The following is a 23,284-nucleotide window of genomic DNA, read 5'->3' as shown; positions in this document are numbered from 1 at the left end:
CCGGTTACGGTTCGAATTTTTTGGTTCGCTATGCTGATAGAACAATTGATCCAGGTCAAAAATTCAGCGGATTGGTCAATCTCGAGCAGCGGTTTTGTCAGTCCCCTGCAGGCAAACCCTGGCAACGATGTCGGGGCAGGTGTCGTCGTCGTGCGGGCGTGCTTCGTCGCTGGCATGCGAGGCAGGCTGGCGGATACATGACGAATCCGCGGCGGAGACGAATGCTCATGATGAACTCCTCGCACTCGCGGCGACGAATCGCAAGGGTGAGTGCATCCTTCCCGTATCGCCGATGCATGGCGTGGTGGGGCAGGTGAAAAGGGGCGGCGGCGCGTGCGAGAGAGGGGACGGAGGGCGGGGCGAACAGTCGAACCGCTAACATGCGCTCGGACGAATTCATCATACGCGCATCCACCCTTGCGTGCCGATGTTATTTCTTGCCGTCGCGACGCGTCGTTTCGCGATCCGGATGGCTACGTCAGAAGGCCCGCATGAGACGTCTGGTAGGTCGCTTTGCGGCTACCCGTGCAAACAGTGCGAATGGGATCTGCTCAACGGGTGCGGGTTCGATTCCGGCGCTTGGCGTGTTTGCGCGGAATCGAAGGGGATCGCGACTGTCGTCAGATTCGATCCCGTCAGGCGGCCTGGTCCGATTGCCTTCCGGATTGCCTTCCGACGCCAGCGAGAGGAGGGCTGTCGTCATTGCGGCGTGCCGCTCGCTCGAGCGTCGCGGATTGAAGCCGGCCCGCAAACGTGCACAACGTTCCGATGCGCGATTCAATCCGGGATTTTGGCGTAGCTCACTGACCGAAGCCTCTCAGACAAGGCATCGACCTTCAGGTGATGACATGGATTACGCCTGTTGCCCGGATGCATGCCGCTCGTGCCAGTGCGGCCACGGTCAGACATGTTCCCGAAGGTAGCGGATGCACTTCATCCGCAGACTCAATCGATTCGCGAGCGTGTCGCGTGGAGGCGGCGTCGCTTCTTTCGCCGCACTCCGGAGCGGTTCCGGAAACGAAGCGTTATCGACCGGACGGACTGATTTTGCTATCTGAAGCGACGCGTGGCCTATCCAGACACGATCGCGCCACTCGCATTTCGCGCGATGGACGATGAGCCACCCTTGCAGCGATTCGACGAGCTGAAGGGGCGACAGCCACTCATGAGTCTGCCTTTGGGTGACGAGTTGCAGGACAACGAGAAAATAGAGCAAATCTACGTACTTGGTCGGGACGCGCATAGTCCATCTTCTGGTTGTCGAGGCTCACGAGTGTGTTGGCGTCGGCTCAACCCTGGATGCTGAGCGCTTTCTCTATCGCGGCAATCAGTTTGAACGCATCGTCTCGTTCGATGAGGAAACCGCGGCTGGTGTACTCGCATCCGAACGCATAGAAGCTCGGCAGCAACGTCACCATGTTTTTCTGCTGATCGAAATCGACTTCACATTTCGTCAGCGGGAAAAACGGAGGTGCTTCGTCCGGCATGTTGTACACGATGTGCTCCCTAGTACATTTTGCGGGGCGGCAACATGCGTTTTGCGCGGAGACGTTGCCGGGCGACGGCGCTGGCCTTTTTCCGTTTGCGTTCCGTCGTAGGTTTTTCGTAGCCGGTGCGGGCGCGCAACTCTCGAATCAGCCCGGTTTTCTCGATGCTGCGCCGGAATCGTCGCAGCGCGACATCGATCGGTTCGTTGACCTTGAGTGTGACGGTTGTCATGTAGATCCTGTTTGGGAGCGTTTGAACGGAAAATTAGCCGAGTCGTGTCATGACGGCGCTCGCTATCTCGTCGGACTCGAATTCCGAATATCCGGCCCCGATCGATAGCGCGCGTACCGCCACGAACATCTGCAGCTCTTGCTGATGGCACAGTGCCGAGTCGGTCATTCCGGCGGGCAGGACGGCGTCGGTCCGGGTGACCTCACGGCGTCTGATCAAGCCGAGTAGTTCGTCGATGATCATTTTGTCCTCCAAAATACCGACAGATTGCGTTGCCTTGACGAGTCGCGTCAGAGCGCGTTGGAAAAGAAGCCCTGTTTGCCGCGATTGTCGTCGATGATGTCCTCGGCATAACGCAGCGAAGCGCGACGTGCGTCACCGGCGCTGCCAAATGGGGAGTTGCCGCGCAATCTGAAAGTCTGGCTTTGCGTCAGCGTGTCGGTCGTGCCGCGAAGGCAGATCTTGACCGCTGCGTCGAAACCGGCGTCGTAGTTGTGCGGGCAGCCGTTCGGTGCCGGCGTGTGTGGATAAATCAGTGGATAAATCTCGAATCCACGATAGACGTGCATGCTCATGGCAAACTCCTGGCGTTCGGCCACGGCGAATTGCATGGGCGAACACATCCGGCCGGTATCGCCGTTGCTGGGCGTGCCGGTGGGTGAAGGGGACAACGTTGCAGCGCAGGGGAGGGGCGATGCAGCAAGAGGGCAGATGGAGGGGAGCGGGCAGATGACAGGTGACCGCTCGGATAACCCATCATACGCGCATCGTTTGTCGGCCGCCCAACTTATTCCGGATTGCGCGCGGCAACGCATCAAGGCGCGACAGGCACGCTGGGACTGTCGCCCTGGCCGTCGAGGCGACCGCGATCCACCTAGCGTCGCACGAATTGCTTTCTTGGTGAGGGGGCCGGTGCCCGTTCGTCCTTGTGGCGGAAATTGATGCGGCCCTTGGTCAGATCGTAGACCGACAACTCCAGCCGTACCCGATCACCTGCGAGGATCCTGATCCGGTGGCGGCGCATGCGCCCCGATGCGTATGCGGAGACCATCGCGCCGTTTTCCAGTGTCACGCGATACCTGCTGTCCGGAAGGACTTCTTCGACGACACCGTCCAGTTCCAGTAGTTCTTCTTTTGCCAAGCCGATTTCTCCAGTCAGGGCGATTGCCTGCATTCGAAGGCAAGGCCGTTGTTGCGGCCGACCGCGACTCGCTTCGATGCGACATGTCGAAGTCACGTTGCACGACAGCAGTGGCCGCTGCCATGTAACGCAGCGGATGGCTCGATTCGTTTTACGGAGCAAGCAGGCGCTTCTTCGGACGCGCTTTCGCGGCAGCGGGAGCCTTGGGCGGCACCCAGTTCAATGCGGTGCCGAGCTTGGGCAGCGCCATCGCAGACTTGGCGCGCGGCGGCACTTTGTTACCGCGAGGTTGGCTTCGGGTCATGCGGGTTCTCCTGCTGCGCCGCTTGCGCGACCCGGCGAGCAGGGCTCGCCCGATCACGCACGCGCGGCTGGATACGCGCGCTGCGAAGGGTATCGGGGCATCTGCACACGCGTATGTTCGACGTCCGGATGCGAAACGGATCACTCGGTCGAGCATGCATCGAGACGTGCAGCCTCCGCGAAGGAGGCGCGTGTGCGCAGGAAGCGGCAGTGACATGCCGCTTCTTGAGTGGTGCTGACGGCCTTTGGGGACTACAGGGCCGTGATGTTCGACGCTTGCAGGCCTTTGGGCCCGCTCTTCGTCTCGTAGCTGACTTTCTGGCCTTCGGCGAGGGTCTTGAAGCCATCGCCGCGGATTTCCGAGAAATGCGCGAACAGATCGTCGCCGCCGGCGTCGGGCGTAATGAAGCCGAAGCCCTTGCTATCGTTGAACCACTTGACGGTACCGGTATCCATGTTAGATCTCCTGAGAATGGACGAGCGTATGCGCCCTGAATGGGTGCGGGAAAAGAATCAAGGAGGGAGAGGACAACGAATACCGCAGGCCGCGGTCGATGATGAGCAGCAATCGCGCTTCTTGAATACTTCAGCGACCGACAGTACGCTTCGCCAGGGAGGGTGTCAAGCGCTTTCGGCCGAGGGGCAGAGCAGGTGGCCGTCGTTCGATCTTCAACGATCCTCGATCAGATTGAACCTCGCCAGGGTGCGTGGAAGCGCTTTCAGCGCGCGCGGGAGGCCCTGCATCCGTCGATGGCGCTGGCTGATGCAATCGTGAGGTGGCGCAGGCTCGCGCCCCTATGAAAAATCCCCGCCATGGCGGGGATTTTTCATTTTCCGCATCGCACGCGCGACGCACGCACACAATGTTGCATGCGCAACGAGTGTTTGCGATCAACCATCCACGGGATGTGCCGGTGTCTCGAGTGTCAGCTGATAAAACGCCGCATCGAGCCAGCGGCCGAACTTGAATCCTGCCTCCGTGATCGTGCCCGAATGCACGAACCCGAGCCGCGTATGCAGCGCGACGCTTCCGCCGTTGGTCGCATCGATGCAGCCGACCAGCACGTGTACGCCGGCTTCCCGCGCACGCCGGACCAGTTCGCGCAGCAGCAATTCGCCGAGCCCGCGGCCGCGATGGTCGGGATGCACGTAGACACTGTGTTCCACCGTGTACTTGAATGCCGGGAACGCGCGGAACGTGCCCCAGCTCGCGAAGCCGAGCAGCGTGCCCGATGCGTCCACCGCGCCGACGACCGGAAAGCCGCCCGCGCGCTTCGTCGCGAACCACGTGACCATTGCTTCAGGCGGCCGCGGCCGGTAGTCGTACAGCGCGGTCGAGTTCACGATCGCGTCGTTCAGAATCTCGAGGATGGCCGCTGCATGATCGGCCTCGCTGCAATCGATCAGGCGCACGTCGTCGCGCTGTTTCGGGAAATTCATACGGACTCCTGTTGTCTTTGAACGATTCGCGCACACCGGGTGCGCATCACGTGCTCCGCACGCCGGCTGCGGCGGACGCATCGCAGATCACGACGACATAGCGTGCGGGCTGCGACGACGGATTGCTGAAGATCAGCGGTTGATCGAGCCGCATGGCCAGACAGTCGCCTTCACGAAGTTCGTGAAGCTCGCCGCCGAGTGTGACGTCGACACGGCCGCTGACGATCCACACCTGCTGATGCAGTGCGCTTTCGCGTCCGCCGCTGTCGTATGCAACGCGCGCGCCGGACGGGAAATCGACTTCGACGAGCCGGAGCGGCGACGGCCAGCCGGGCGGAGAGAGATTGCGCCGCACATAGCCGGACGCCGGGTCGCGCCATTCGGCCTGCTGCGCGCGCCGTACCAGCGGCTGCGCGGGCTCGTCGTCGCGATCGCCGTCGAACAACCCGGCCAGCGATACGCCAAGACCTGCCGCGAGCTTGTCGAGCACGACGGCCGTCGGGCTGGCCGATGCGCGCTCGATGAGCGAGATCATCGAACGGCTGACGCCGGAGCGAGCGGCCAGCGCATCGAGCGTGTAGCCTCGCAGGGTGCGCAAGTCGCGCACGCGTCGGGCGATGCGCTCGTTGATGCCGGTGTCGTCGGTGAGGGGCGTCACTGATTCTTTCATGATGGATTTATTTTCCAACAAACCGGAATTCGATGTCAACGGCATTTGCGGCGATCGGTCGACAGTTCGACCGATCGGAACGGCTTGCCCGGCAGTCGTGTGCGGCGTAATATACGAATCGACTACGTTTCGTTTAATTGGGGATATATGGGCATCATCAAGATTTCCGAGCACATGCACGAGCGGCTGCGCTCGACCAGCACGGCGTTGAGCCGTTCGATCAATGCGCAGGCCGAACACTGGCTGCGCGTCGGCATGCTGGCGGAACTCAACCCCGCGCTGTCCTACGGCGACATCTGCCGGATGCTGATCGAGGCGGAAGCGCGGGGCGGCGATGTGGGGCCGGCCGAACCGGTCGCGCACGGCATCGTCGAGCAGGTGGCGTAATGGCGAAGCGCGAAATCCCGATCCGCGGCGTTGCGGAAATCGCCAAGTCGCGCGAGGCCGCGAAGCTCGCGTCGCAGGTGCTGACGATGATCGCCGAGCATGTGAAGCCGGGCGTCTCGACCGACGAGCTGGACGCGCGCTGCCGCGAATACATCGTCGACGAACTCGGCGCGATACCGGCGAACATCGGCTACCACGGCTATCCGAAGACCTTGTGCGCGTCGGTCAATCATGTGGTCTGTCACGGCATCCCGTCGTCGCGGCCGATGCGCGACGGCGACATCGTGAACCTCGACATCGCGGTGATCAAGGACGGCTGGTACGGCGATACGAGCCGCATGTATTTCGTCGGCGAACCGGGCGAGCTCGCGCGGCGCCTCGTCGCGGCGACCTATGAGGCGATGCACGCCGGCATTCGCGCGGTGCGTCCGGGCGCGACGCTGGGCGACGTCGGTTATGCGATCCAGCAGGTCGCGCATCGCGAAGGGTTCAGCGTGGTGCGCGAATACTGCGGGCACGGCATCGGCGACGTCTATCACGACGAGCCGCAGGTGCTTCACTACGGCCGCCCGGGCACCGGCGTGCCGCTGCGGCCGGGGATGATCTTCACGATCGAGCCGATGCTCAACGCGGGCAAGCGCGACACACATGTGCTGCCGGACGGCTGGACGGTCGTCACGAAGGACCATTCGCTGTCTGCCCAATGGGAACACATGGTCGTGGTGACGGAAACGGGTTTCGAGGTTCTGACCGACGATGCGAACCCGCCGGCTCTCTCGGCGCAGCCGGGCACGTACGCTGCCTGACTCTTGCGTTGCGTTGCGCGTGGCAGCGCGGTGGTGTAGTCGATCGGGCCCCGTCGCGGGGCCCGTTTTGTTCGAGGTCGCGCGGCCGCGACTCATGCGCGATCGCGGCGACCGGCTGCGGGGCGCCTGATCGCAGCGTTACCGCAGCTTAACCGCGTGCCTTCTGCCACGCGTGTTCGACGAACACGCGGCACAGTGCTTCCATGCCTTTGCGGTCTTCGTCGTCGAAGCGCGCGGCAACCGGGCTGTCGACGTCCCACACGCCGATCAGCGTGCCGTCGCTGGCCACCAGCGGTACGACGATTTCTGATTCCGATGCCGCGTCGCACGCGATATGGCCGGGGAAGTCGTGCACGTCACGCACGACCTGCGTCTCGCGCGTCTGCGCGGCCGTGCCGCACACGCCCTTGCCGAGTGCGATCCGCACACACGCGGGCTTGCCCTGGAACGGACCGACCACGAGCTCCGACCCGTCGAAGAAGTAGAAGCCGGCCCAGTTGAGGCGGTCGAGCGAGTGGTAGACGAGCGCGGAGAAATTCGCCGCGTTCGCGATCAGGTCGCGTTCGGATTCGACGAGCGCGCGGGCCTGCTCGACGAGCGTCGCGTATTGATCGGCCTTGGAGGCATTGGGGTCGTTGGACAGCGTGAACATGGCGGAAAGCGATAGGGGTTGTGGAAATGCGCGACGCGCGTCCCGCAGTCTACGGCACGCGCGCGCTGTTTGCAGAGCCCGGTGCGTGCGGTGCGGTGCGCTCAATCGGGTTCGAGCGCGGCAAACCGAGCCGCCAGAAAATCGAGCAGCGCCCGCACCGCGGGCAGCAGCCCCCGGCGCGATGCGAACACCGCGTGCACGATCTCGCGGCGCGGCGCCCAGTCGGGCAGCACGGTCACCAGTTCGCCGCGCGTGACTTCATCGCGCACCATCATCGTCGGCAACTGCACGACGCCGACGCCTGCGATCGCCGCCGCGCGCAGCGCGAGCATGCCGCCCGTCACGAGGCGCGGCTGGTGATGGATTTCCGCGTGGGCACCGTCGGGCCCGCGCAGCCGCCACACGTGCGTGGACTGCGGCACGCCGTGATCGAGGCTCGGCAGCCGGGCGAGATCGGCGGGCACGGCCGGCACGCCATGCTCGCGCAGCAGCGCGGGGCTCGCGACGAGGCACTGGCCGCGCTCGGCCAGCACGCGCAGCGCGAGATCGCTGTCCTCGAGCGGCGGCGGGCGCACGCGGATTGCGACGTCGATCCCTTCACCGACCACGTCGACGCGCCGGTTGGTCGCTTCCAGGTGGATTTCGACGCGTGGGCACTCGGCCATGAACGCGGCGATCATCGTGCCGACCAGCGAATCGAGCAGGACGACCGGGCAACTGACGCGTACGATGCCGCGCGGCTCCTCGTGCAGCAGTGCGATCGCCTCGTCGGCGGCGTCCGCTTCGACGAGCATCGCGCGACAATGCGCGTAATAGGTCTGGCCGACGTCGGTGACCGTGAAGCGGCGCGTCGAGCGCTGGATCAGCCGCATCCCGAGCCGTGCCTCGAGCAGCGCGATGCGGCGGCTCAGCTTCGATTTCGGCATGTCCAGCGCCCGTCCGGCCGGCGCGAAGCCGCCGTGTTCGACGACCTGCACGAAGTAATAGAGATCGTTCAGATCCCGCTCTTTATCGTTCATGAAATGGAACGCTGAGTGCGATTTTGGCAGTCTACCGGATCGATCGTTCCACCTCTATATTCATATCCAGGATGCGAAACACGTGTTTCGCCGCAATTTGGAGAGGGCAATGAAGAAGATCCAGGGTGTGTACAGTGCGCCGCGCGGCCATTGGGTCGGCGACGGTTTTCCGGTGCGTTCGATGTTCAGCTACCAGTCTCACGGCACGCACCTGAGCCCGTTCCTGCTGCTCGATTACGCAGGCCCCGCGACGTTCGAACCGGGCACGGCCTCGGCGCCGCGCGGTGTCGGCCAGCATCCGCACCGCGGGTTCGAAACGGTGACGATCGTCTATGACGGTGAAGTGGCTCACCGCGACTCGACCGGCGCGGGCGGCACGATCGGCCCGGGCGACGTGCAGTGGATGACGGCGGCGAGCGGGATTCTGCATGAGGAATTCCACTCGGAGGCGTTCACGCAGCGGGGCGGCCCGCTCGAGATGGTGCAGTTGTGGGTGAACCTGCCCGCCGCGGACAAGATGGGCGCGCCCGGCTACCAGACGCTGCTGAACGCGGATATCCCCGTGGTCGAATTGCCGGACGGCGCGGGGCGTGCGCGGATCATCGCGGGCGAACTCGACGGGCGGCGCGGCCCGGCCCGCACACATACGCCGATCGACGTGTGGGACGTGCGGCTCGTGGCAGGCGGCCATGCGCGGTTCCCGATCGCCGAAGGGCGCACGCTCGCGGTGGTCGTGCTCGCCGGCACCGTGCAGGTGAACGGCGAGACGGTTGCTCGCGAGGCGCAGTTCGTGCAACTGGCCCGTGACGGTCGCGACGTCGAGATCGAAGCCAACGGCGACGCGAAGCTGCTGATCCTGAGCGGCGAGCCGATCGACGAGCCCGTCGTCGGTTACGGGCCGTTCGTGATGAACTCGCAAGCGGAGATCCGCACCGCGATCGAGGATTTCAACAGCGGCCGCTTCGGCCAGATGCCGGCATGACGGACAGGCCCCGCGCAATGCGGGGCCTTTTTTTGCGGTCGGGGAGGTGGTCGCGCGCAGCGGGTGCTTCAGGGCATAATCGACGACTGCCGCGCGCCGGCCGGCGCGCCCGAATCAGGACCGCACATGAACGCTTCCGCTCCCGCCGCATCCCCGAGCGCCGCCGATCTCGACTGGCGCTGGAAATCCTTCGACGCGCTGACCGCGCGCGAAATCTATTCGATCCTCGAAGCGCGCAGCGCCGTGTTCGTCGTCGAGCAGAACTGCGTGTATCGCGACATCGACGATGCCGACCAGGACGCATGGCATCTGGCCGCGTTCGATCCGGCCGGCCGGCTGGCCGGCTATCTGCGCGTGCTGCTGCCCGATGCGCAGAACACCGATGTGCGCATCGGCCGCGTGCTGACGACCGCCGCGTTTCGCGGTGCGGGCCTCGGCAACGGGCTGTTGTCGCGCGCGCTCGAGCACATCCGCGCGCAGTGGCCGGATACGCCCGTGAGCCTGCATGCGCAGGCCCACTTGCAGCGTTTTTACGGGGCATTCGGCTTTACGCCGAGTTCGGACGTGCACGACGAGGACGGCATCCCGCACGTGTGGATGAGCAGCGCGCGCGCGTGATGCGTCACGCGCCGCGCGGCAGTCAGTGCGCGGCGTGCGCCACCGCCGGCTTGTCCGCATGCTTCGCGGCGCGTTCGTCGATCAGGCGCCCGCGTGCTGACAGCCGCAGCCAGTGCCGCAGCGCGATCAGCGCGCCGATCACGCTCATCATCGAGCCGGGAATCCACAGCAGCAGGCCGCCGATCTGCTGGTCGCGCAGCGGGCTCAGCCACGTGAACGCGCGGCCGCAGATCGAGTAGATCGGGTACAGCTCGTGCGGCGTGAAGAAGATCAGCGCGCCGAGCGCGATCTGCGGCGGGATCGCCGCAACGACGATCAGGATCCGCCGGCCCGGCGACAGCCGCGCGGGCGGCGCGGGACGCGGATCGACGACGAGCCACCAGAACAGCAGTCCGTCGATCACCATGCTCCAGTTCATCACGCGATAGAGGCGCCAGTCGAGCATCGCGATGAAGTGGATCGGCGACAGCAGCCAGAAATAGATCAGCCCGACGAACAGCACGACCGCGACGACCGGATGGAACACCACGTCGAGCGTCGCGCGCACGGGCGCCCACGCGAGCGCGGGGCGCACGAAGCGTTGCCGCCAGCTGAACGGGATGCCGGCGCGAATCGCCGCGCCCGGATAGGACAGCGCGATGAAGAACGGCCCGAGGTGGTGCAGCACGAGGTGCTGCGCGCGGTGCATGAAGAACTCGTGCTCGAAGAAATAGTCGAGCCGCGTATGCAGCGCGATGTACAGCGTCGTCAGCCCGAACCAGAACGAGAACTGCCGCAGCGGCGACACCTTCGCCTTCTTCACGCCGCGCGCGAACAGCACGGCGGCCGTCAGCACCGCGACGACGACGGTCGGCGACGGTTCCCACGGATCGAGCCAGTACAGGAGGTTCATCGCGCGCGCATCACTTTGCCTGGGCCGGCGACTTCACGGCGAACGGCGCATCGACCGTTTCGCCGTCGGAGAATTTCAGGCGCAGGTGCACGGTGTCGCCGGGCTTGATCGCGTGCTTCGGCTCCTCGAGCATGAAGTGGTAACCGCCCGGCGCGATGTCGACCTTGCCGCGCGCGGGGATCGTCAGCTTGTCGACCATTTCCATCTTCTGCGTCGAGCCGTTCGAGACGGTCTGGTGCAGCATCGCCATCCCGTAGTCGGGGCTGTCGACGTCGACGAGGTCGACCGGCTTGTCGCCCGTGTTCACGAGCGTCACGTAGCCGCCCGCGGGCAGCTTGTTCGGCAGCCAGCGCACCCACGCGTTCTGCGCGGTGATCGCGCCGGCGGCGTAGGCGTAGGCGTGGGCGCCTGCGCACAGCGCGGCGAGGAGGGCGATCGTCTTGAGGGTCGTCTTCATGTCGGGATTCAGGTGTTGGAGGCGGTGTCGATGATCCGGCGCACATCGGCGGCGATGGCGTCGGGCGAGTCGCGGTCGGTCGCGAGCAGGCGCGCGCGGCCGGTCGCGTCGAAGATGTAGACGGCCGAGCTGTGCGTGACTTCGTAGCCGCCGGACGGATCGCGTTTTTCCATCTGGTACGCGACGCGATAGCGTTTCGCGAGCGATTCGATCTGGCCGTCGGTGCCGGTCAGCCCGCGCGCGTGCGCGGCGTCGAACGCGGCGACATACGACTGCATCGCCTGCGGCGTGTCGCGTGCCGGATCGACCGAAACGAACAGGATGCGCACGCCGTTCGCCTGCGGGCCGAGTTTCGTGAGTACTTCCATCAGCCGCGCCATTGTTTCGGGGCAGACATCTGGGCAGTGCGTGTAGCCGAAGTACACGAGTGCGACCTGGCCGCGGAATGCATCGGCGTGGACGGGATGGCCGTCGCCGCCCGTCAGCGTGAACGACAGGTCGGGCAGGTGGCCGGTGACGTTGGTCAGGTTCCAGCGCGGCTCGTCGTGCGTGCACGCGGCGAGCGTCACGGCGGCGGCGAGGGCCGCAGTCGTGCGGATGATGCGGGAGAAGCGCCGGTGCGGCGCGCGACGGGCAGACGACATCCTGGGGCTCGATCGGACGGAAGGGGACCGGCCGGCGCGGCGCCATGCGTCGCGCGGCAGGCGGTTGCGACTGTAGCGCAATTCGCGCGCCCGCGTCCTTTCGAAACCCGTACGGCGCGGACGAGCGGGGCAATATGTCGCAGTTGACGCAGCCGTCGGCGCGAGGCTGGCGATGCGCCGTTTTCGCCCATCCCGACGCGCAGGCGCGGTAAGATGCGCACAATTCCATTCGCGCAGCGGCGGCCCTGCGTTTGCCGGCCGACCCTCAGACTATCGAATCGATGCAATCCGTTCCGGCTTCCCTGTCCCTGACCGATACCGCGTTCTTCTTCGACTTCGACGGCACGCTCGTCGAACTGGCGCCGACTCCCGACAGCATTCACGTTCCGCCGTCGCTGCTCACGATGCTCGACGCGCTGCGGCACCGCTCGCACGGCGCCGTCGCGATCGTCTCCGGGCGCGGTATCGACAACCTCGACACGTTCCTGAAGATGCCCGACCTGCCGATCGCCGGCCTGCACGGCGCGGAGCGCCGCGATGCGAACGGCGACACGCAGCGCATCGGGTTCAACGACGAACGCCTGCTGCGTATCGAGCGCGAGCTTGCGGCCGTCGTCGACCGTCACTCGGGCATGCTGCTCGAAATCAAGGGCGCGGCCGTCGCGCTGCATTATCGCAACGCGCCCGAGCGCGAGGCGGTCGCACGCGAAGCGGCCGAGCGCCTCGTCGCCGACTATGCGGATGCGTATGTGCTGCAGCCCGGCAAGATGGTGTTCGAGATCAAGCCGAAGGGCGTCGACAAGGGGCGCGCGCTGGCCGCGTTCCTCGACGAGCCGCCGTTCGCCGGCCGTGTGCCGCTGTTCGCGGGCGACGACCTGACCGACGAGAAGGGCTTCGCGGTGGTCAACGCGCGCGGCGGCCTGTCGATCAAGGTCGGTGCGGGCGAGACGTCCGCGCGCACGCGGCTCGATTCGGTCGACGCGCTGCATGAGCAGATCGCGCGCTGGCTCGGCGCGGGGCAGCCGGACGCATGAGCCGCCTCATCATCGTTTCAAACCGCGTCGCCCCGATTTCGGAAGGCGAACCGGCGGCGGGCGGCCTCGCGATCGGCGTCTACGATGCGCTGAAGGAGACGGGCGGCATGTGGTTCGGCTGGAGCGGCGAAGTCGTCGCGTCCGGCGCGCCGCAGATCCGCATCGAGGAGCGCGGGCCCGTGACGTTCGCGACCGTCGGCCTGTCGCGCCGTGATTATGACCAGTACTACCGCGGTTTCTCGAACGCGACGCTGTGGCCCGCGTTCCATTACCGTGCGGACCTGATCCAGTACGACCGCCACGAATTCGACGGCTACAGCCGCGTCAACGTCTGGCTCGCGCAGCAGCTCGTGCCGCTGCTGCAGGACGACGACGTGATCTGGGTGCACGACTATCACCTGATCCCGTTCGCGCGCGCGCTGCGCGCGGCCGGCGTGAAGAACCGCATCGGCTTCTTCCTGCATATCCCGTTTCCGGCCGCGCAGGTGCTCGTCAACGTGCCGCCGCACCGCGAGCTCGTCGAGTCGCTATGCGCGTTCGACCTGCTCGGCTTCCAGACCGAGCCCGACCTGCGCGCGTTCTGCGACTACGTCGAGTTCGAGGCGGGAGGCGAGGTCGCGCGCGACGGGCACACGGTGCGCGTGCGCGCGTTCGGCCAGACGCTGCGGGCAGCTGCCTATCCGATCGGCGTGTATCCGGACGAGATCGCGTCGCTCGCGCAGGCGGGCGAGCACGGCAAGGCCGTGCGCACGCTCGCGACGTCGCTGCGCGGCCGGCAACTGATCATGAGCGTCGACCGGCTCGATTATTCGAAGGGGCTCGTCGAGCGTTTCCGCGCGTTCGAGAAGCTGCTCGAGCACCAGGCGTCGATCCGCAACCGCGTGTCGTTCCTGCAGATCGCGCCGTCGACGCGCGCGGACCTGCGCGCCTACCAGGACATCCGCCTGCAGCTCGAAGCGGAATCGGGGCGCATCAACGGGCGCTATGCCGAACTCGACTGGGCGCCGATCCTCTACATTCACCGCCAGTACGATCGCCAGGTGCTGGCCGCGCTGTACCGGCTCGCCCGCGTGGGCTTCGTGACGCCGCTGCGCGACGGGATGAACCTGGTCGCGAAGGAGTACGTGTCCGCGCAGAATCCGGACGATCCGGGCGTGCTCGTGCTGTCGCGTTTCGCGGGCGCCGCGCGCGAGCTGACGGGCGCGCTGATCGTCAATCCGATCGATATCGACGGGATGGCCGATGCGTTGTCGCAGGCGCTGACGATGCCGCTCGCCGAGCGGCGTGCGCGTTACGCGGACATGATCGCGCAACTGCGCGAGAACAACGTGTCGGTGTGGCGCGACAACTTCCTGCGCGATCTGCAGCAGGGCTAGCCGGCGCGGCAGGCGTATCGTGCGGTGCGTGCCGCGCGTTGCCGGCGCAATCAATCCCGGCACCATGAAAAAAGCCGCAGTGCGACGCGCACTGCGGCTTTTTTGTCGGCTGCGCGCCGACGCGTCAGGCTACACGTTCGCCGGTCGGCGTGTTGCCGTCGGGCGCCGCGTGATGGCGGCCGTGCTGCTTCGCGAGCAGGTCGCGATACAGGCCGGGGCGGTTGCGCAGCACGTCGGGGCTGCCGTCGTCGATCACCTTGCCGTTGTTCATCACGATGATCCGGTCGAAGTTGCGCAGCGTCGACAGGCGGTGCGCGATCGCGATCACCGTGCGGCCGACCATCAGGCGGTCGAGCGCGCTCTGGATCGCTTCCTCGGATGCGCTGTCGAGTGCCGAGGTCGCTTCGTCGAGCAGCAGGATCGGCGCATTCTTCAGGATCGCGCGCGCGATCGCGATGCGCTGGCGCTGGCCGCCCGACAGCTTCACGCCGCGGTCGCCGACGATCGTGTCATAGCCTTCCGGCATCGCCTCGATGAACTCCGCGCAGCGCGCGTCGCGCGCGGCGGCGAGCACTTCGTCGCGGGTCGCCTCGGGGCGGCCGTACGCGATGTTGTCGTAGATCGTCCGGTGCAGCAGCGAGATGTCCTGCGGCACGAGCGCGATCGCGTGGCGCAGGCTGTCCTGCGTGATCGTCTTCACGTCCTGGCCGTCGACCTTCACGACGCCGTCCTGCGTATCGTAGAAGCGCTGCAGCAGCGCGAGCACGGTCGACTTGCCGGCGCCCGACTTGCCGATCAGGCCGACGCGCTGGCCCGGTTCGATATGGAGGTCGAAGTGGTCGAGGATCGCGCGGCGGTGCGGATACGCGAACGTCACGCGTTCGAAGTCGACACGGCCGCCCGTGGCCGACAGCGGCTGCGCGTCGGAGCGGTCCGGCATCCCGTGCGGTTCGAGCAGCGTCTTCACGGCTTCGGACAGGCGCGCGATGTGCTGCGTGACGTCGACGAGCGCGACCGCGAGATCGCGCGTGCCGTGCAGGATCGTGAAGCCGAGCGAGCTGACGAGCACGATGTCGCCCGACGTCGCGCGGCCCTGGTCCCACAGCCACAGTGCCCAGCCGAGCAGGCCGGCGGACAGCATCGCGGTGATGACCGCGTGCAGCAGGCGCAGCTTCTCGAGATAGAGCAGGCTTTGCTGGCGCGCGTCCATTTCGGCCTTGATCGTCGCGCCGAACCGCTTCTGTTCGCGCAGCGTCATGCCGAATGCGCGCACGAGGCCCATGTTGCCGATCACGTCGACGAGCTCGCCGTCTACCGCCGCGGCCTTGGCCGCGAACGCATGGTGGCGCGCCGAGCCGCGCCCGGCGAGCTTGAACAGGATCACGGAGAGCACGGCCGAGCAGCCGAGCAGGCCGGCGGCCATCAGCGGATTGACGACGATGATCATCAGGATCGCGCCCATCACCGCGATACACGGCGGCAGCACGTTCCACGCCATCGTGTTCTCCGACGTGTAGACCGCGTTCGACGTGGCGGTGATGCGGCTCGCGAGCGTGCCCGGCTGTTTTTCCGAGTAGTAGGTCGGCGAATGGCCGATCAGGTACTGGAACAGGTCGCGCCGCAGGTCGCCGGTGACCGCGACGAACGTATGGGCGGCGACCCAGCCGCCGACGCGCCACAGCAGGTTGTCGGCCGCGATCAGCCCGACGAGCAGCGCGAACGCGCTCCACAGCGGGCCGGGGTGATGGCGGCCGGTCGCGAGGACGTCGATCAGGTGCTTGATCGCGTATTGCGAGCCGAGTGCGCAGCCGACGGCGGCCAGCACGCTGCAGAGCACGATGAGGTGCGCGACGGGATGCAGGCGGATGTAGCGGAACAGGAACGCGATCGGCCGGTGCGCGTAGCTCGACAGCTTCGCGTTGTGGGCGTTGCGCTGGGCAGGGGTGAGAGATTCCAAAATATGCGTGCGGTGATTCGGTGATTGAGCGTTGCGGCGGGATCGCATGCCGGCGTTCGCCCGGACTGAATAATCCGGCATTGTAAACAAGGCCGTGCGTCGCGCTGAGCGAATCTTGCCTTGGCCAGGGGCTCGCGATCGATTTTGAGATAAAATCCGGCATCCCGTCCTGCCCCATGTGCCGGAATCACGCTGCCGGCAGTCACGGTGACAAGGAATGCCAAAAAGGGCCTTCCACTCTAGAACGGACACCCAAGTCCGCGGGTTGCAAAGTGTTGCACCTTTGTAACAAAGTAAAGTGTTTGAAATGTTGTGCGCCGTATCAGGATTAACCCTAGATAATCGGCTCCGGGTTCGATTCCAGGTTTTTTACGAACCCCTGTCAACGGGTCTTCGTTTCAAACGTTCTATGCCTGTCGCGTCGCCGACGCTCCTTGAGCAGCGCGGGTTCGACGCCCCCGGCAGGCTGATTCGTCTTATTTTCGGATGAATTGCATCCAGCCCGGACCGCCGGCAGGTTGCCGACCCATACCTGGTTTTTAGCCGATTTTTTAGGAGTTACGCATGCGAATCGCCCAAATCGCTCCGTTGCACGAAGCGGTCCCCCCGAAGCTGTACGGTGGTACCGAGCGAGTGGTGTCCTACCTCACCGAAGCACTTGTCGAGATGGGGCATGACGTCACGCTCTTCGCGAGCGGCGATTCGCAAACCTCCGCGAAGCTCGAAGCCTGCTGGCCGCAGGCGCTGCGCCTCGACCCGACGATCCGCGACGTGATGGCCCCGCACATGCTGCTCCTCGAGCAGGTGCGCCGTCGCGCGGAAGAGTTCGATGTCCTGCACTGCCACATCGACTACTACCCGTTCTCGCTGTTCTCGCGCCAGCCGGTCCCGCATCTGACGACGATGCACGGCCGTCTCGACCTGCCGGAACTGCAGCCGATCTTCAACGCGTTCAGCGACGTGCCGGTCGTGTCGATTTCCGACAACCAGCGCATCCCGCTGCCGCAGGCGAACTGGCTGTCGACGGTGTACCACGGCCTGCCGGAAAACCTGCTGACGCCGATCCCGAACGTGAAGCCGAGCTATCTCGCGTTCCTCGGCCGTATCTCGCCGGAAAAGCGCGTCGATACGGCGATCCGCATTGCCGAGCAGGCCGGCCTGCCGATCAAGATCGCCGCGAAGCTCGACAAGGCTGACCGCGCGTACTACGAAGAAAAGATCAAGCCGCTGTTCGCGCTGCCGCACGTCGAGTACATCGGCGAAATCAGCGAGTCCGAAAAGACCGAATTCCTCGGCAACGCGCACGCGCTGCTGTTCCCGATCGACTGGCCGGAGCCCTTCGGCCTGGTGATGATCGAGGCGATGGCATGCGGCACGCCGGTGATCGCGTTCAAGCGCGGCTCGGTGCCGGAAGTGATCGACAACGGCGTGTCGGGTTTCGTCGTCGAAGACGAGCTGTCGGCTGTCGCGGCGCTCAAGCGCCTCGATACGCTGCCGCGCGAGAAGGTCCGCGCCGCGTTCGAAGCCCGCTTCTCGTCGAAGGTGATGGCGCAGAACTACGTGAAGGGCTACGAGGAACTGCTGCGCCAGAAGCGCCGCACGGTGCTCCGCGAAGTCAACGCAGGCTGATTGCGGGCCGCCGCCGCGCTGCGGCGCGCGGCTGCCATCGACGCCCCGCCCGGGTTTCCCGGCGGGGCGTTGTCACATGGGTGGCGCGGATCTGTTGTATTCTCGCCGCGCCCGACGCCGCGAACGGCCCCCGAAGCGGCCCGGCACGCCATCCGGCCGTCTGTCCAGACGGTAATGTCCCTATAATGGCCGTGCCGTGAAATCCGGCCCCGCACGATCACCCAGAGGAGAGCAGTCTTGGCGAGAACGAAAACCACGCGCGCAGCGCCGGCCCCCGGCGCCGGCGTGATCTTCGCGTTGCGCGCGATCGGTCTCGTGCTGCTCGCGCGCTGGCTGTTCTCGATGTCCCAGATGGGCTATCGCGCGTCGCTGTCGGCGATGGTGTCGTCGCCGTGGGCGTTCGTCTACCTCGTGCTGATCTTCCTGCTGCTCGCGCTGCCGGGCGCCGTCGCGCGCGCCGAGCGGCCGTTCCATCCGTTGCCGCAATGGCTGCGCCAGGCGCTGCGGGTCTTCGCGCTGATCGGTTTCCTGTTCGCCGTCTGGTCGATCGGCATGTTCGCGTGGGCGGCCGGCTGGCGTGGCGCGCTGCATGCGGTGACGGCGACCAACGGCTGGCTCGTCGCCGCGCCCGCGCTCTATGCGGCGATCGTCTGGATCTGCCGTCCGCGGCCGCTGTGGCGGACCAACGTGGCGGCGCGCCGCTTCGCGGTCGGCCGTTATGCGATTTCGCTCGACGTGCTGACGCGTACCGCGATCGTCTGGATGGAAAGCCGCAAGGTCGGCCAGTACGACGCGCGCGAACTGTCGGTGCGCTGGCCCGGCCGGAAGGCGCCCGCCGCCGGCCAGCAGGGCGCGCCGGACGCGCAGCCGGCTGCCGTGCCGCCTCGCGGCGGCAGCCTGTTCCGGCGGCCGAAGGTGGAGCTGCTGTGGGATTCGCCGGCGGCCGTCGGCCATAACCGGCAGATCGTGATGCGCGCACCGCTCGCGACCGAGGGCGACCGCGTCGCGGTGCTCGCGCTCGACGCGGCGCTCAAGCAGATCGTCTGACACGGTTCGCGCACCGGGCGCGGGCGACTAGGAGGCGCGATGATCGTCCGTTGGTTGCTGGCTGCCATTCACCTGAGTGCGTTCGGCGTCGCGTTTGCCGCGATCGTGGGTCGCAACCGCGCGTTGCGCCGGCTCATCGCGTCCGCGCAGGCGGCCGACCTGCCCGGCGTATTCAAGGCCGACGCCGCGTGGGGGCTGTCGGCGCTCGTGCTGATCGTGACGGGGCTCACGCGCGCGTTCGGCGGTTTCGAGAAAGGCGCCGCGTACTACCTGCACGAACCGCTCTTTCACCTGAAGATGACCGCGCTCGTGCTGATCCTGCTGCTCGAGATCGTGCCGATGCTGGGGCTGATCCGCTGGCGTGTCGCCGCGCGGCAACAGCAGATGCCCGATATCGGCCGTGCGCGCACGTATGTGCGGATCGGCCATTGGCAGGCCGTGCTCGTGATCGTCATCGTGTTCGCCGCGTCGGGGATGGCGCGGGGGATTGGGGTGGCCGGGTAGGTCTGGCCGGGGAAGTGACGCCGTAAGCGTCCGGAATAGCCGCACCCTTTGCGTCTCGTTTGACCCGCGCAGTGTTACCGGCCCGGCGCCAGCCGAGCCGGAAGCGCGCTGCATCATGCGTTCCGATTCCGTCCCGGCCGTGCGGTTTCGCCGCCCGGCCGGTCCCGCGTTCAACGCACGAGGCAGGGGCGCTTGTTGTTGAACGTCCAGCCCGGAATCAGGTACTGCATCGCGGCCGCGTCGTCGCGGGCGCCGAGTCCGTGCTGCTTGTACAGCTCGTGGGCGACCGCCACGGCGTCCATGTCGATGTCGATGCCGAGACCCGGCCGCTTCGGCACTTCCACCAGCCCGTTCTCGATCTTCAGCGGCTCGCGCGTCAGCCGTTCGCCGTCCTGCCAGATCCAGTGCGTGTCGATCGCGGTGACCTGGCCCGGCGCGGCCGCCGCGACATGCGTGAACATCGCGAGCGACACGTCGAAGTGGTTGTTCGAATGCGAGCCCCACGTGAGGCCCCAGTCGCGGCACATCTGCGCGACACGCACCGAACCCTGCATCGTCCAGAAGTGCGGATCGGCGAGCGGGATGTCGACGGCCTGCAACTGCACCGCGTGGCCCATCTGCCGCCAGTCGGTCGCGATCATGTTGGTTGCCGTCGGCAGCCCCGTCGCGCGGCGGAATTCGGCCATCACCTCGCGGCCCGAGTAACCGTTCTCCGCGCCGCAAGGATCTTCCGCGTAAGCCAGCACGTGATGCTGGTCGCGGCACAGCCGCACGGCCTCGTCGAGCGACCACGCGCCGTTCGGGTCGAGCGTCACGCGCGCGTCGGGGAAGCGCTCGGCGAGCGCCGTCACGGCCTCGATCTCGCTCGCGCCTTCGAACACGCCGCCCTTCAGCTTGAAGTCGTTGAAGCCGTAGCGCGCATGCGCGGCCTCGGCGAGCCGCACGACCGCCTCGGGCGTCAGCGCGGGTTCGTCGCGTACGCGGGTCCAGTCGTCGGTCGCGCTGCTGCCGTCGCGATAGGGCAGCGCGGTTTTCGCGCGGTCGCCGATGTAGAACAGGTAGCCGAGCATTTCGACGCGCTCGCGCTGCTGGCCCTCGCCGAGCAGCGCGGCGACCGGCACGCCGAGATGCTGGCCGAGCAGGTCGAGCAGCGCGGCTTCGAGCGCGGTGACCGCGTGGATCGTCGTGCGCAGGTCGAAGGTCTGCAGCCCGCGGCCGCTCGCGTCGCGGTCGGCGAAGGTGCGCCGCACGTCGTTGAGCATCGCGTGGTAATTGCCGACCGGCTGGCCGACGACGAGCGCGCGCGCATCGTCGAGCGTGCGGCGGATGCTTTCGCCGCCCGGCACTTCGCCGACGCCGGTCCGGCCCGCGCTGTCCTTCAGGATCAGGAGGTTGCGGGTGAAGAACGGGCCGTGCGCGCCGCTCAGGTTGAGCAGCATGCTGTCGTGGCCGGCGACCGGAATCGCTTGCAGGTCGACGATGCGCGGCGTGTCGTGGGAAGGCGAGGCTGTGGCGGCGTTCATGGGCGGCGATGGCAAAAGAGTGGGCAATGCCGTGCGGCAAAAGCTTTGCCGCGCGCGGCGGGAGGTGCGATCATTCGACAACCGACGTGCGCGGCGCGCAAGGCCTGCATGTCGACAGCAACCCGGAACGGGGTGGGAGCGACAACCGGACCAGCAGAGCGCAGAACGCGAACGCTGGCTGATCGTAAGGCATGGGACCGGGCCGGCACTGAATGCCGGCCTGAGTCGACAGGAGATCCGTGCATCGATCATCAGTCGTCGGATGACTTGTGACGCAGTATAATGAATCATCGGCTTTCGCTCAAACCCCGCGTAAACCCTCGGCTCACATTACGATCATTCAAAAAGGAACCGGCCTCATGTCCGTGCCTACGTTTCCCGCAGCGCCGCGCCGTCGCGCACGCAGCCTCGCACAAGATGTCGTCGACGCGCTGACCGCGCAGATCGAAAACGGCACGCTGCGTCCCGGCGACAAGCTGCCGACCGAAACCGAAGTCATGGCGGCGCAGGGCGTGAGCCGCACGGTCGTGCGCGAGGCGATCTCGCGGATGCAGGCGAGCGCCCTCGTCGAGACGCGCCACGGCATCGGCAGCTTCGTGCTCGAACCGTCGCGCCGCCAGGCGCTCGGCATCGATCCCGCGACGATCACGACGCTGCGCGACGTGCTCGCGGTGCTGGAACTGCGCATCAGCCTCGAAAGCGAATGCGCGAGCCTCGCCGCGCAGCGTGCGAACGAAACCGACCTCGCCGCGCTGCGTCGCGCGCTCGACGCGATCGCGACCGGAGCGGGCGGCGGCCGCGACACGGCGCAGCTCGACTTCCAGTTCCACCTGCAGATCGCGCAGTCCACCGGCAACCGTTATTTCGTCGACATCATGACGCAGCTCGGCACGTCGATCATTCCGCGCACGCGCGTGAATTCGGCGCGCTTTGCCGGCGACGATCTCGAGCGTTATGTCGGCCGGTTGAACCACGAGCACGAGGATATCTACGAGGCGATCGCGCGCCACGACCCTGAGGCGGCGCGCGCCGCGATGCGCACGCACCTCACCAACAGCCGCGAGCGGCTGCGCCGCGCGCACGAGGCGGCCGAGGCCGAGCGCGATACGCAGGCCGGCTGACGCGCCGGGCCGCGAGGCCCGCGTGGCCGCGGGCCCGTAGAATCACGTCAACATCAGTCGTCATATGAGATCGGCATGACTTCGCCGGTCGCCGGGGCAGGGTGGCGTTCCCGCCGCCCGCCGCCGGCATTCCCGATCGCCGCGTCCGATCAGCCCCCCTTCGTCACGATCGTCTTCCACGCACCGCTCTTCACCTGATACAGCGTCGACATCCCGCTCTTCAGCGAACCGTCGTTCGCGAACGAGATGCGGCCGGTGACCCCTTCGAAGTCGATCTTCTTGAGCGCCGGGCGATACACCTTCGGGTCGGTCGAGCCGGCCGCCTGCATCGCCTTGATCGCGGCCCAGGCCGCGTCGTAGCCGAACTGCGCGTACGACAGCACGTCGACGCCGAAGCGCTTCTTGAAGCGCTGCTCGAAGTCCTTCCCTTGCGGCAGCTCGTCGAGCGGCCGGCCGTATTCCCATGCCATCGCGCCTTCGGCCGCCGGGCCCGCGATCTTGATGAACTCGTTGTCCTTCACGCCGCCGCCGCCGACGAATTGCGCATTCAACCCGAGCTGGCGCATCTGCTTGATGAAGTTCGCGGCGAGCGAATCGAGGCCGCCGAAGAAGATCAGGTCGGGGTTCTTGCCCTTCAGGCTCGTGATCTGCGCGCGGAAGTCGACCGCCTGGTTGCTCGTGAACTCGCGGCCGATGATCGTGCCGCCGGCCGCCTTCACGGCTTTCTCGAACTCGTCGGCCTCGCCCTGGCCGAACGCGGTGCGGTCGTCGATGATCGCGATGCGCTTCGCCTTCGTCACGTCGACCGCATACTTGCCCGCGTTGCCGGCGTTCTGGCCGTCGGTCGCGATCACCATGAACATGTTCGCGAGCCCGCGCGACGTGAGCGTCGGGTTGGTCGCGGCCGGGTCGATCACCGGGATGCCCGACTTGTCGTAGACGACCGAGGCCGGAATCGTCGTCCCCGAGTTGAAGTGGCCGACCACGACCGACACGTTCTGGTCGACGAGCGCCTGCGCGGCCTGCACGCCGATGCGCGGGTCGGCCTGGTCGTCCTGCACGACGAGATCGAAGTGAGCGGGCTTGCCGGCGATCTGCACCTTCTGCGCGACGGCGTCGTCGAGCGCGAGCTGCACGCCGTTCTGCAGGTCCTTGCCGTAGCCGGCGTTCACGCCCGTGAGCGGCGCGGCGAAGCCGACCTTCACGTCGGTTGCGTCGGCGGCCCGTGCGGCCTGTTGCGAGAGGAGGGCAAGCGCGGATGCAATCGACACCGACAACAGGGAATGACGGAATTTCATGTTGTTCCTCTTGTTCGATACCTGCGAGTGAGTACCGCACGCATCCGGGCGGGCCGGGCGCGTGC

At 66.4% G+C, this 23,284-nt stretch carries 28 protein-coding genes; 10 read left to right on the top strand and 18 right to left on the bottom strand.

Annotated features, from left to right (window positions below):
• Positions 1–901 precede the first annotated feature (901 nt).
• The 10 genes from BBJ41_RS40240 to BBJ41_RS06355 form a co-directional block, all read right to left on the bottom strand.
• Entirely contained in the window at positions 902–1,243 is a 342-nt protein-coding gene (locus BBJ41_RS40240; protein WP_156814749.1) for a hypothetical protein, read from the bottom strand.
• Positions 1,244–1,289: 46 nt separating this feature from the next.
• Complete coding sequence (locus BBJ41_RS06385; protein WP_069745810.1) at positions 1,290–1,496, bottom strand: hypothetical protein; 207 nt, start codon at positions 1,494–1,496, stop codon at positions 1,290–1,292.
• Between the two features lie 10 nt (positions 1,497–1,506).
• Entirely contained in the window at positions 1,507–1,719 is a 213-nt protein-coding gene (rpsU, locus tag BBJ41_RS38625; RefSeq protein ID WP_083281813.1) for a 30S ribosomal protein S21, read from the bottom strand.
• 33 nt (positions 1,720–1,752) lie between these two features.
• Positions 1,753–1,962, bottom strand: a complete 210-nt coding sequence (locus tag BBJ41_RS06380; RefSeq protein WP_069747611.1) for a hypothetical protein — start codon at positions 1,960–1,962, stop codon at positions 1,753–1,755.
• 47 nt (positions 1,963–2,009) lie between these two features.
• Entirely contained in the window at positions 2,010–2,294 is a 285-nt protein-coding gene (locus BBJ41_RS06375) for a hypothetical protein (protein ID WP_069747610.1), read from the bottom strand.
• A gap of 299 nt (positions 2,295–2,593) precedes the next feature.
• Entirely contained in the window at positions 2,594–2,860 is a 267-nt protein-coding gene (infA, locus tag BBJ41_RS06370) for a translation initiation factor IF-1 (RefSeq protein WP_069747609.1), read from the bottom strand.
• Positions 2,861–3,011: 151 nt separating this feature from the next.
• Positions 3,012–3,164, bottom strand: a complete 153-nt coding sequence (locus tag BBJ41_RS41100; protein WP_163012823.1) for a hypothetical protein — start codon at positions 3,162–3,164, stop codon at positions 3,012–3,014.
• Between the two features lie 251 nt (positions 3,165–3,415).
• Complete coding sequence (locus tag BBJ41_RS06365; RefSeq protein ID WP_047902004.1) at positions 3,416–3,619, bottom strand: cold-shock protein; 204 nt, start codon at positions 3,617–3,619, stop codon at positions 3,416–3,418.
• A gap of 435 nt (positions 3,620–4,054) precedes the next feature.
• Positions 4,055–4,603 (bottom strand): GNAT family N-acetyltransferase, encoded by a 549-nt coding sequence (locus BBJ41_RS06360; protein ID WP_069745809.1) that lies wholly within the window; start codon positions 4,601–4,603, stop codon positions 4,055–4,057.
• A 46-nt stretch (positions 4,604–4,649) separates the two neighbouring features.
• The gene (locus BBJ41_RS06355) at positions 4,650–5,273 is read right to left on the bottom strand and encodes a helix-turn-helix domain-containing protein (protein ID WP_069745808.1); all 624 of its coding nucleotides are present in this window, start codon (positions 5,271–5,273) and stop codon (positions 4,650–4,652) included.
• A 147-nt stretch (positions 5,274–5,420) separates the two neighbouring features.
• Between BBJ41_RS06355 and BBJ41_RS06350 the strand changes: the two genes are divergently transcribed.
• Positions 5,421–5,660: a ParD-like family protein gene (locus BBJ41_RS06350; protein WP_069745807.1), complete on the top strand. Its 240-nt coding sequence runs from the start codon at positions 5,421–5,423 to the stop codon at positions 5,658–5,660.
• Entirely contained in the window at positions 5,660–6,466 is an 807-nt protein-coding gene (gene map / locus BBJ41_RS06345) for a type I methionyl aminopeptidase (RefSeq protein WP_069745806.1), read from the top strand. The genes BBJ41_RS06350 and map overlap by 1 nt, the downstream gene beginning before the upstream one ends.
• Before the next feature lie 148 nt (positions 6,467–6,614).
• Here the strand turns inward: map and BBJ41_RS06340 are convergent, their stop codons facing one another.
• Together BBJ41_RS06340 and BBJ41_RS06335 are read right to left on the bottom strand one after the other, a co-directional pair.
• Positions 6,615–7,118 (bottom strand): GAF domain-containing protein, encoded by a 504-nt coding sequence (locus BBJ41_RS06340; RefSeq protein WP_069745805.1) that lies wholly within the window; start codon positions 7,116–7,118, stop codon positions 6,615–6,617.
• Positions 7,119–7,219: 101 nt separating this feature from the next.
• Complete coding sequence (locus tag BBJ41_RS06335; protein WP_069745804.1) at positions 7,220–8,137, bottom strand: LysR family transcriptional regulator; 918 nt, start codon at positions 8,135–8,137, stop codon at positions 7,220–7,222.
• 109 nt (positions 8,138–8,246) lie between these two features.
• On the opposite strand from BBJ41_RS06335, the gene BBJ41_RS06330 reads away from it, so the two are divergent.
• Positions 8,247–9,119, top strand: a complete 873-nt coding sequence (locus tag BBJ41_RS06330) for a pirin family protein (protein ID WP_069745803.1) — start codon at positions 8,247–8,249, stop codon at positions 9,117–9,119.
• A gap of 126 nt (positions 9,120–9,245) precedes the next feature.
• Positions 9,246–9,737, top strand: coding sequence for a GNAT family N-acetyltransferase (locus BBJ41_RS06325; RefSeq protein ID WP_069747608.1), 492 nt, complete (start codon positions 9,246–9,248; stop codon positions 9,735–9,737).
• Between the two features lie 22 nt (positions 9,738–9,759).
• On the opposite strand, the gene BBJ41_RS06320 is transcribed toward BBJ41_RS06325, so the two are convergent.
• The 3 genes from BBJ41_RS06320 to BBJ41_RS06310 are packed head-to-tail and all read right to left on the bottom strand — an operon-like array spanning position 9,760 to position 11,730.
• On the bottom strand, positions 9,760–10,629 hold the full coding sequence (locus BBJ41_RS06320) for a cytochrome c oxidase assembly protein (RefSeq protein ID WP_069745802.1): 870 nt from the start codon (positions 10,627–10,629) through the stop codon (positions 9,760–9,762).
• Positions 10,630–10,639: 10 nt separating this feature from the next.
• A complete protein-coding gene (locus tag BBJ41_RS06315; protein ID WP_069745801.1) occupies positions 10,640–11,086 on the bottom strand; it encodes a copper chaperone PCu(A)C in 447 nt (148 codons plus the stop codon).
• 8 nt (positions 11,087–11,094) lie between these two features.
• Positions 11,095–11,730, bottom strand: coding sequence for an SCO family protein (locus BBJ41_RS06310; RefSeq protein ID WP_069745800.1), 636 nt, complete (start codon positions 11,728–11,730; stop codon positions 11,095–11,097).
• Positions 11,731–12,011: 281 nt separating this feature from the next.
• Here BBJ41_RS06310 and otsB point away from each other — a divergent pair, with 281 nt between their 5' ends.
• Both otsB and otsA read left to right on the top strand, forming a co-directional pair.
• A complete protein-coding gene (otsB, locus tag BBJ41_RS06305) occupies positions 12,012–12,764 on the top strand; it encodes a trehalose-phosphatase (protein WP_069745799.1) in 753 nt (250 codons plus the stop codon).
• A complete protein-coding gene (gene otsA / locus BBJ41_RS06300) occupies positions 12,761–14,140 on the top strand; it encodes an alpha,alpha-trehalose-phosphate synthase (UDP-forming) (RefSeq protein ID WP_069745798.1) in 1,380 nt (459 codons plus the stop codon). Before otsB ends, otsA begins: the two co-directional genes overlap by 4 nt.
• A gap of 124 nt (positions 14,141–14,264) precedes the next feature.
• On the opposite strand, the gene BBJ41_RS06295 is transcribed toward otsA, so the two are convergent.
• Positions 14,265–16,097, bottom strand: a complete 1,833-nt coding sequence (locus tag BBJ41_RS06295; protein WP_069745797.1) for an ABC transporter ATP-binding protein — start codon at positions 16,095–16,097, stop codon at positions 14,265–14,267.
• A gap of 564 nt (positions 16,098–16,661) precedes the next feature.
• Between BBJ41_RS06295 and BBJ41_RS06290 the strand changes: the two genes are divergently transcribed.
• The 3 genes from BBJ41_RS06290 (at position 16,662) to BBJ41_RS06280 (ending at position 19,277) form a co-directional block, all read left to right on the top strand.
• Complete coding sequence (locus BBJ41_RS06290; protein WP_026044940.1) at positions 16,662–17,726, top strand: glycosyltransferase family 4 protein; 1,065 nt, start codon at positions 16,662–16,664, stop codon at positions 17,724–17,726.
• 237 nt (positions 17,727–17,963) lie between these two features.
• Positions 17,964–18,773 carry a hypothetical protein gene (locus tag BBJ41_RS06285; RefSeq protein ID WP_069745796.1) on the top strand — a complete coding sequence of 270 codons (810 nt, stop codon included), beginning with the start codon at positions 17,964–17,966 and terminating at the stop codon, positions 18,771–18,773.
• Positions 18,774–18,812: 39 nt separating this feature from the next.
• The gene (locus BBJ41_RS06280) at positions 18,813–19,277 is read left to right on the top strand and encodes a DUF2214 family protein (RefSeq protein ID WP_069745795.1); all 465 of its coding nucleotides are present in this window, start codon (positions 18,813–18,815) and stop codon (positions 19,275–19,277) included.
• A 170-nt stretch (positions 19,278–19,447) separates the two neighbouring features.
• Here BBJ41_RS06280 and gudD read toward each other — a convergent pair whose 3' ends face one another.
• Positions 19,448–20,800 (bottom strand): glucarate dehydratase, encoded by a 1,353-nt coding sequence (gudD, locus tag BBJ41_RS06275; protein WP_069745794.1) that lies wholly within the window; start codon positions 20,798–20,800, stop codon positions 19,448–19,450.
• 359 nt (positions 20,801–21,159) lie between these two features.
• Here gudD and BBJ41_RS06270 point away from each other — a divergent pair, with 359 nt between their 5' ends.
• The gene (locus BBJ41_RS06270) at positions 21,160–21,921 is read left to right on the top strand and encodes a FadR/GntR family transcriptional regulator (protein ID WP_069745793.1); all 762 of its coding nucleotides are present in this window, start codon (positions 21,160–21,162) and stop codon (positions 21,919–21,921) included.
• A 149-nt stretch (positions 21,922–22,070) separates the two neighbouring features.
• On the opposite strand, the gene BBJ41_RS06265 is transcribed toward BBJ41_RS06270, so the two are convergent.
• Positions 22,071–23,219, bottom strand: a complete 1,149-nt coding sequence (locus tag BBJ41_RS06265; protein ID WP_069745792.1) for a branched-chain amino acid ABC transporter substrate-binding protein — start codon at positions 23,217–23,219, stop codon at positions 22,071–22,073.
• Positions 23,220–23,284: the final 65 nt, after the last annotated feature.

The sequence above is a fragment of the Burkholderia stabilis genome, from assembly GCF_001742165.1.
In the GTDB taxonomy this organism is placed as follows: domain Bacteria; phylum Pseudomonadota; class Gammaproteobacteria; order Burkholderiales; family Burkholderiaceae; genus Burkholderia; species Burkholderia stabilis.
This window is presented reverse-complemented; position numbering and strand designations above follow the sequence as displayed.

Excerpts from the sequence above, each read along its gene's own strand:
- BBJ41_RS40240 (WP_156814749.1), bottom strand. The coding sequence starts at position 1,243 with ATGCGCGTCCCGACCAAGTACGTAGATTTGCTCTATTTTCTCGTTGTC.
- rpsU (WP_083281813.1), bottom strand. The coding sequence starts at position 1,719 with ATGACAACCGTCACACTCAAGGTCAACGAACCGATCGATGTCGCGCTG.
- BBJ41_RS06380 (WP_069747611.1), bottom strand. The coding sequence starts at position 1,962 with ATGATCATCGACGAACTACTCGGCTTGATCAGACGCCGTGAGGTCACC.
- BBJ41_RS06375 (WP_069747610.1), bottom strand. The coding sequence starts at position 2,294 with ATGAGCATGCACGTCTATCGTGGATTCGAGATTTATCCACTGATTTAT.
- BBJ41_RS41100 (WP_163012823.1), bottom strand. The coding sequence starts at position 3,164 with ATGACCCGAAGCCAACCTCGCGGTAACAAAGTGCCGCCGCGCGCCAAG.
- BBJ41_RS06365 (WP_047902004.1), bottom strand. The coding sequence starts at position 3,619 with ATGGATACCGGTACCGTCAAGTGGTTCAACGATAGCAAGGGCTTCGGC.
- BBJ41_RS06360 (WP_069745809.1), bottom strand. The coding sequence starts at position 4,603 with ATGAATTTCCCGAAACAGCGCGACGACGTGCGCCTGATCGATTGCAGC.
- BBJ41_RS06355 (WP_069745808.1), bottom strand. The coding sequence starts at position 5,273 with ATGAAAGAATCAGTGACGCCCCTCACCGACGACACCGGCATCAACGAG.
- BBJ41_RS06350 (WP_069745807.1), top strand. The coding sequence starts at position 5,421 with ATGGGCATCATCAAGATTTCCGAGCACATGCACGAGCGGCTGCGCTCG.
- map (WP_069745806.1), top strand. The coding sequence starts at position 5,660 with ATGGCGAAGCGCGAAATCCCGATCCGCGGCGTTGCGGAAATCGCCAAG.
- BBJ41_RS06340 (WP_069745805.1), bottom strand. The coding sequence starts at position 7,118 with ATGTTCACGCTGTCCAACGACCCCAATGCCTCCAAGGCCGATCAATAC.
- BBJ41_RS06335 (WP_069745804.1), bottom strand. The coding sequence starts at position 8,137 with ATGAACGATAAAGAGCGGGATCTGAACGATCTCTATTACTTCGTGCAG.
- BBJ41_RS06330 (WP_069745803.1), top strand. The coding sequence starts at position 8,247 with ATGAAGAAGATCCAGGGTGTGTACAGTGCGCCGCGCGGCCATTGGGTC.
- BBJ41_RS06325 (WP_069747608.1), top strand. The coding sequence starts at position 9,246 with ATGAACGCTTCCGCTCCCGCCGCATCCCCGAGCGCCGCCGATCTCGAC.
- BBJ41_RS06320 (WP_069745802.1), bottom strand. The coding sequence starts at position 10,629 with ATGAACCTCCTGTACTGGCTCGATCCGTGGGAACCGTCGCCGACCGTC.
- BBJ41_RS06315 (WP_069745801.1), bottom strand. The coding sequence starts at position 11,086 with ATGAAGACGACCCTCAAGACGATCGCCCTCCTCGCCGCGCTGTGCGCA.
- BBJ41_RS06310 (WP_069745800.1), bottom strand. The coding sequence starts at position 11,730 with ATGTCGTCTGCCCGTCGCGCGCCGCACCGGCGCTTCTCCCGCATCATC.
- otsB (WP_069745799.1), top strand. The coding sequence starts at position 12,012 with ATGCAATCCGTTCCGGCTTCCCTGTCCCTGACCGATACCGCGTTCTTC.
- otsA (WP_069745798.1), top strand. The coding sequence starts at position 12,761 with ATGAGCCGCCTCATCATCGTTTCAAACCGCGTCGCCCCGATTTCGGAA.
- BBJ41_RS06290 (WP_026044940.1), top strand. The coding sequence starts at position 16,662 with ATGCGAATCGCCCAAATCGCTCCGTTGCACGAAGCGGTCCCCCCGAAG.
- BBJ41_RS06280 (WP_069745795.1), top strand. The coding sequence starts at position 18,813 with ATGATCGTCCGTTGGTTGCTGGCTGCCATTCACCTGAGTGCGTTCGGC.
- gudD (WP_069745794.1), bottom strand. The coding sequence starts at position 20,800 with ATGAACGCCGCCACAGCCTCGCCTTCCCACGACACGCCGCGCATCGTC.
- BBJ41_RS06270 (WP_069745793.1), top strand. The coding sequence starts at position 21,160 with ATGTCCGTGCCTACGTTTCCCGCAGCGCCGCGCCGTCGCGCACGCAGC.
- BBJ41_RS06265 (WP_069745792.1), bottom strand. The coding sequence starts at position 23,219 with ATGAAATTCCGTCATTCCCTGTTGTCGGTGTCGATTGCATCCGCGCTT.